Source organism: Belnapia mucosa, from assembly GCF_016775475.1.
GTDB lineage: Bacteria > Pseudomonadota > Alphaproteobacteria > Acetobacterales > Acetobacteraceae > Belnapia > Belnapia mucosa.
The window spans coordinates 22,256-28,883 of the sequence record NZ_JAEUXJ010000034.1; the positions used below are offsets into that span (position 1 = coordinate 22,256).

The 6,628-nt window shown below is 64.6% G+C and carries 7 protein-coding genes and 1 pseudogene; all 8 read left to right on the forward strand.

Going from position 1 to position 6,628, the window contains the following annotated elements; translation table 11 throughout:
- Positions 1–49 precede the first annotated feature (49 nt).
- Positions 50–785 (forward strand): annotated as a pseudogene (locus JMJ55_RS28900) (IS6 family transposase).
- Positions 786–1,056: 271 nt separating this feature from the next.
- Positions 1,057–2,040: a tripartite tricarboxylate transporter substrate-binding protein gene (locus JMJ55_RS28905; protein ID WP_202829076.1), complete on the forward strand. Its 984-nt coding sequence runs from the start codon at positions 1,057–1,059 to the stop codon at positions 2,038–2,040.
- A gap of 2 nt (positions 2,041–2,042) precedes the next feature.
- Positions 2,043–2,777: a GntR family transcriptional regulator gene (locus JMJ55_RS28910; RefSeq protein ID WP_202829077.1), complete on the forward strand. Its 735-nt coding sequence runs from the start codon at positions 2,043–2,045 to the stop codon at positions 2,775–2,777.
- A gap of 22 nt (positions 2,778–2,799) precedes the next feature.
- Entirely contained in the window at positions 2,800–3,624 is an 825-nt protein-coding gene (locus JMJ55_RS28915) for a TauD/TfdA dioxygenase family protein (RefSeq protein ID WP_202829078.1), read from the forward strand.
- 177 nt (positions 3,625–3,801) lie between these two features.
- Entirely contained in the window at positions 3,802–4,776 is a 975-nt protein-coding gene (locus tag JMJ55_RS28920) for a tripartite tricarboxylate transporter substrate binding protein (RefSeq protein WP_202829079.1), read from the forward strand.
- A gap of 37 nt (positions 4,777–4,813) precedes the next feature.
- On the forward strand, positions 4,814–5,650 hold the full coding sequence (locus tag JMJ55_RS28925) for an alpha/beta fold hydrolase (RefSeq protein WP_202829080.1): 837 nt from the start codon (positions 4,814–4,816) through the stop codon (positions 5,648–5,650).
- 125 nt (positions 5,651–5,775) lie between these two features.
- Positions 5,776–6,027 (forward strand): hypothetical protein, encoded by a 252-nt coding sequence (locus JMJ55_RS28930; protein ID WP_202829081.1) that lies wholly within the window; start codon positions 5,776–5,778, stop codon positions 6,025–6,027.
- 158 nt (positions 6,028–6,185) lie between these two features.
- Positions 6,186–6,628, forward strand: a 443-nt coding sequence (locus JMJ55_RS28935) for an IS5 family transposase (RefSeq protein ID WP_202829082.1), incomplete at its 3' end; no start/stop codon positions are given.

Sequence of the window (6,628 nt, forward strand, 5' to 3'; positions counted from 1 at the left end):
CCATCGCCCCTCATGCCAGGGCACTACTGAATCACCACCACGCCGACCCGTGGGTCACAAGCAATTCAGTCAGGCAGGAAGACGCTCCAAGTCTCCCTACGCCGGCTATCGCTTCCCGGCGGAGGTCATCAGCCAGGCGGTGTGGCTGTATATCCGCTTCCCACTTAGCCTGCGCTTGGTCGGGGAGATGCTGTCAGCGCGCGGCATCGTCGTCAGCCACGAGGCCGTGCGGCAGTGGGCGCTCAAATTCGGCCAGGAGTTCGCCAAACGGATCCGGCGAAGGCTGCTCCACGCCGGAGACAAGTGGCACCTCGACGAGGTCGCGATCAAGATTGCCAGTGTGCAGCACTGGCTCTGGCGTGCCGTGGACCAGACCGGGGTGGTGCTCGACGTGCTGGTGCCGAGCCGACGCGACAAGCGGGCCGTCAAGCGCCTGCTGCGCAAGCTGCTGGAGCGGCAATGCGGGCGCCACGGGTCATGATCACCGACAAGCTGCCGAGTTATGGGGCGGCCAAGCGGGAGGTGATACCCGGCGTCGAGCACCGCCAGCACAAGGGCCTCAACAACCGGGCCGAGAATTCACACCAGCCGACGCGACGACGAGAAGGGCAGATGAAGCGCGTCAAGTCGCCTCGGCAGGCACAGCGCTTCTTTCCACCCACGACCAGATCGCCAACCTCTTCCATCTCCGCCGCGACCACATGACCACCATCCAGTATCGTGCCGCAAGGGCGCGGGCGTTCGAGGTGCGGTCGGATACCAGTGGGGATGCCGCCGCTGCCTGAACTCTGCTGCACGTCGCCTTTGGCATGCCAGAGCGGCGGCTGAAGAACCGGCAAGTTGACAGTGTCCCCAAAAGCATGCCGGGTAGGGTTGCCACCGGCACGCGCTAGTCGCTTCTCGACAGCGGGTTTGATCACGTCTTCCGGCACGGGCTGAACCGCGTTGCCGGATAACAGCTTGCAGTCCCATTAAAGATATATATGTTTATATCATATAAAGCTGCGGGCTCGCCGGCTGCAACGGCATCCCGACGGCGACCAAGGGAGGGAGCCAATGTTGCGAAAAGCCTGGACAGGCATATTGGGCTTGTTGCTGGCCGGCATGCTGCCGCTCGCCGCAATGGCGCAGGAAGGTTACCCAGTTCGCGGCATAACATTGGTGACGCCCTATGCCGCCGGTGGCGGCAGCGACTTGGTGACCCGGGTTCTGGCTGAGGCACTGCGCCGCCAATTGGCCCAGACTGTTTCTGTGCAGAACATCAGCGGGGGTGGTGGCAATATTGGCGTGCAGCAGGTGGCCCGCGCCGCACCGGACGGTTACACCCTGTTGCTGCACCACATCGGCATGGCCACCGCTCCGGCCTTGTTCCAGAACCCTGGTTTCGACCCGGTCGCCAGCTTCGAGCAGATCGGGCTGTTCGCCGACATGCCGATGCTGCTGGTGGGCAACAAGGACATTGCCGCCAATTCCATCGCGGAACTGCTCGACTGGGTGCGGGCGCAGCGCGAGGACATCACGTTTGCCTCGTCCGGCCAAGGCAGCGCCACGCATCTCTGCGCAATCTTGTTTCAGCAACTGGCAGGTGCCAACGTCACCATGGTGCAGTATCGCGGCGCGGCACCGGCATTGGCCGACCTGCAGGCCGGCCGGGTGAACCTGCTCTGCGACGTGACGGCCGGCATCGTGCCCTATGTGCAGTCAGGGGCGGTGAAAGCCTATGTGATCACCGGCACGCGCCGGCTGGACAGCCTCCCGAACCTGCCGACCACCGAGGAATTGAGACTGCAGGCGATGGACATCACCGCCTGGTTCGGCCTTTACGCCCCGGCTGGCACTCCGCGGGCTGTCGTGAACCGGCTGGCCACGGCCCTGCAGGGCGCGACGCGTGACACCGAAACCCGCTCCCGATTGGCGCAGATGGACACTCTGGTGTTCGACGCCGATCAAGCCACCCCGGCAGCGCATCGCCAGCGGCTGGCGGCGCAAGTAGAGCAGTGGAACCGGGTCATCCGCAACGCTGGAATTCCGGTCAACTGAGCATGAACCATGAATCCCTGGCGCTGGTGCGCACCGCAGCACCGCTTTACCGCGACGTGGCGGCAGCCTTGGAGCGTGCCATCCGCGAGGGGGTGTGGAAGGCGGGTGAGCAGATCCCTACCGAACCGGAACTGGAGCGCCGCTTCGGGGCCAGCCGCGGCACCATCCGCCAAGCCATTGGCGCGTTGGCGCAGCAGGGTTGGCTGCATCGGCAGGCCGGGCGGGGCACCTTCGTGCTGGGGCCAAGCTTTGAGAGCCTGGAGCGCTACTTCCGCTATGAGAGCTTGCCGGGCAGCGCCCCCTTGTCGCCCAGAAACCGCGTCCTGGCGCAGGCCGAAGTTGCAGCCGATGCTGACATCGCTGCCGCCTTTGGCATTACGCTGGGCGCGCCAGTGGCCTGGCTGCGTCGGCTCCGCTGCAGCGGTGAGGAGCCCTTCCTGCTGGTGGATAGCTACTTTCCCATGCCGGTCTGGCAGGTGGTGAAGGACGCCGATTTCACTCACCATCCGTTGTACGATCTGTTCAAGAACAGTTACGGCCAGTTCGTCATCGCGGCCGACGAATTTCTGCGCGCCGACCTGGCGAGCCCAAGCGATGCGACGCTGCTCGAGATCGCCGCCGGCGATCCGGTGATCCGCATCGAACGCATTGCTCGAAGCTTCGAGGATCGGCCGATCGAATACCGACGTGCGGTCGGGCGCGCTGATCGCTTCCGCTATCACGTCCGGCTGCGCTGACGACAACGGAGGAAACAAGACGATGAAAATCGAGAAGGCTTCGCCAAAGATTGGGGCCATCGTCACCGGCCTCGACCTGACGCGCATATCCGATCCGGATTGGCGCGTATTGTACCAGGCTTGGCTGGATCACTTGGTGCTGGTGGTGCGCGATCAGGAATTCACTGTGCCGCAGTTTCTCGCTGTCGCGGAACGCTTCGGCCGCCTTACACCGCACCGCGTGCTACGAACCCGCGACCCGGAATACCCCGCGCTGACCCGGATGGGCACGGGCACGAAGAAACCCGACGGTAAGGTGGACAAGGCAGTCTTCGCCCGCGGCCAAGGTTGGCATACCGACGGCCCCTGGGAGGTGCGCGGCGTCAGCAAGGCGACTCAGCTCTATGGACTGGAGCTTCCCAGCGTCGGCGGGGATACCTGGTTCGCCAACATGTATGCCAGCCTCGATGCCCTGCCCGACGCGCTGCGCCAGCGGCTGGAGGGTGTCACGGCCGAGTATGTCTATGGCGGGCGGGACGGTCTCGGAGTGGATCTGCTGGACCCCAGCGACCGTGACGCGCCGCCGGTTGCCTGGCCGGTGCTCCGTACTCATTCCGAAACCGGGCGCCGCTCGCTCTATTTCAACCCGTACCATTTCCTTCGCTTCGTCGGCATGGATGAGGCCGAGGGCAACGCGCTGTTCGACGAACTGCGTGGCCGGATGATCCAAGAGGATGCCGAATACCACCACCAGTGGCGTAGGCATGACTACGTGATCTGGGATAACCGTTGTTCTAACCACGCCGCGGCCGGGGGCTATCCGATCGAGGAACGGCGCATCCATTGGCGCGCCACGATTCTGGAGTAGCGACCCGCGGAAGACCTCGAAAGCCCGTTCGCGCCTTCTTCAGCCGTCCTCTCTCCTCTTCTGTCGGGAATGGCACCGTGAGCCGCCTGGCGAGACCGATGAGCGGGAGAGATATGGATGGTGCGGCATCGGGCTTGCCATGCAGCATTGCTCACATAACGGACCAGGAGGAAGCCGATGCCGCTGACCCGTCGTGCCACGCTCGCCTTGCCCCTCGCGTCGCTTCCGGTTGCCCTGCCATCGCAGACCAAGGCCGCGGACTGGCCAGGGCGGCCGGTGCGCATTGTGGTGCCGTTCACGCCCGGCGGTCCGGTAGACATCATCGCCAGGGTCTTGGCGCCGAAGCTTGAGAGTGCCTGGGGCCAGCCGATCGTGATTGAAAATCGGCCGGGCGGCGGAGGCAACGTCGGCAGTGTCGCCGTGGCCCGAGCGGCCCCGGACGGCCATACGCTGCTGCTCTGCGCCAGCTCGCACGCAATCAATCCGGGCCTCTACCGCAACATGCCCTTCGACACGACGAAGGACTTCGCTCCTTGCGCGCTGTTGACCTCAGGCGCCTTCATCCTGGTGGTCCATCCCTCGCTACCGGTGCGCACGGTGCGAGATCTGATTGCTTATGCCCGGGCACACCCTGGCGTGATCAATTATGCCAGCGCCGGCAGCGGGAGCGGTAATCACCTTGCCGGCGAGTTGTTCAAGCAGATGGCCGGGGTGGACATGGTCCATATACCCTTTCCTGGCGCTGCCCCGGCCAATACGGCGGTGCTTTCGGGCCAAGCGAAGGTGATGTTCAACAACATGATTTCTGCCGCGCAACACATGCCGGACGGCAGCATGATCGGCCTCGCCGTCACCACGCCAAGTCGGATCAAAGCCTTGCCGGACCTCCCAGCCATCGCGGAAGTTCTGCCAGGATTTGAGGTCTCGGCTTGGTACGGGCTGCTGGCGCCCGCCGGGACCCCGACGCCCATCGTCGACCAGATCTACCGCACCGCGACGTCGGCGGTGGCGGACCCGGCGGTGGGCGGGCGCATCACTGGCCTTGGCCTCGAGCCAGCGCCAATGGGCCCGGAGCAATTCAGCCGCTTCATAACGGTCGAGATGGAGAAATGGGCGCGCGTGATCGAGGTCGCCAAGGCCCAGGTCGACTAGCGCGAACCGTTCAGTCCAAGCAAGGAAGGAAGCGCTGATGCCCCTGCTGCACCGTCCCGGCAAGCCAAGCTTGCACTATGTCATTGACGACTACACCAACCCTTGGGAGCGCAAGCCGTGGGTGGTGCTGCAGCACGGGTACAGCCGCTCCAGCGTCTTCTTCCGCCAATGGGTGCCCTATCTCGCACGCCATTATCGTATCATCCGCCCGGATCTGCGTGGTCTCGGGCAATCGCCTCTCGACTTTGATCCGCATCAGGCGATCTCGGTAGAGGCCCTGCTGGAGGATGTGACCGCGATCTGCGACATGCTTGGTGAGCCCGTGCACTACGTGGGTGAGTCGCTCGGTGGCATCCTCGGTATCGTGCTCGCCGCGACCACGCCTCAGAAGCTGCGCTCCCTCACCTTGCTGGCCGCACCGCTCACCATCCCGCCGGCGACGCAAGAAGCCTTCGCCTGCGGGATGGAGAACTGGCAGGTGGCGCTGAAGACGCTGGGCAGCCAGGGCTGGAGCGAGCGCGTCAACGGTGCGACCCGCTTCCCGCCCGATGCCGACCCGGCCCTGGTGCGCTGGTATGCGGAGGAATGCGGCAAGTCCAATGTCGAGGTGCTGATCGCCCTCAGCCGTGTCGCCTGCAAGGTGAATGTCGAGCCCTATCTCAAGGATGTGGCGGTGCCGACGCTCGGTCTTTACCCCACCGCTGGCACAGTGACGCGGTTCGAGGAGCAGAAGATCCGAGACGGGATCAAAGGCATCCGAGTGGTCAACCTGCCGACGCCGGCGCATGCGATCCAGGTGCTGATGCCTGCTGCCTGCGCCATGACCGCGCTGCATTTCTGTGGTCAGGTCGATGGCGTGGCAAACCGGGAATAGCAACCTGCACTGTGCCCCATGACCTCGCCAGGAGGCTATGGGGCTTCCCGCGTTTCTGGCGCCAAGCAATTGGCCATAGCTTGGCGGCTACTTCACCCGCACGACATCATGGATGCCAATCTGCTATGAACATTCTCGCTATTCCGGGCATCTGGCCGCTTCTGGCGAAAACCTTGGCGGCGGCTGCTCTTGGCTCATTCCTGTTTGGGGCTGCTGTTTCCAGCATGACGATGTTCAGCATCGGTATCAACTGGCGGAGCATCGATGTGGGTGCAATCGCAATGGCCATCTGCATGCCGATTTTCGTGCTGCTCGGCCTTGCCTGGATCGCCGTTCGTGCACGCATCCTCCGCCGGCAGGCGAACTTGCAGGGTTAGCGGCGACGCGGTCGGGGGTTGAAGTATACCCAGCGCGGCCTCCGGTGCTTTGGATCAGCAAGCACCTGTGACCCGGCCGACACGCGGTCCTTTCAGACTCCGTTTGAGAATGTCCGACCGGCGGTGTTTTGGGCTTTGGCTCTGCCCAGATGGATGGGATGTGGACCAAGGAGCACCGGGCGCGGCAGGCGGCGTTTGAGCGTCGGCGGCGTTATCCGACCGATCTGACGGACGAGGAATGGGCTTCGGTGCAGCCGCTGCTGCCGCCTCCGGCAGGGCGTGGCAGGCCGCCGAGCGCGGACATGCGGGAGATGCTAAACGCAATCCGCTACCTGGCTCGTGCGGGCTGCGGATGGCGGATGCTGCCGGTGCATTTTGGGCCGTGGCAGACGGTGTACTGGTGGTTCCGGCGCTTCGCCCGGCGCCTGCTGTTCCAGACCATCCACGACATTGCGCTGATGCTGGACCGCGAGCGACAGGGCCGAGAGGCCAGCCCGAGCGGAGGGGTGCTCGATAGCCAGACAGTGAAGGCGCCGCACGCGCCTGACGGCGGGGGCTACGACGCCGCCAAGCGGATCAAGGGGCGCAAGCGGCATGTCGC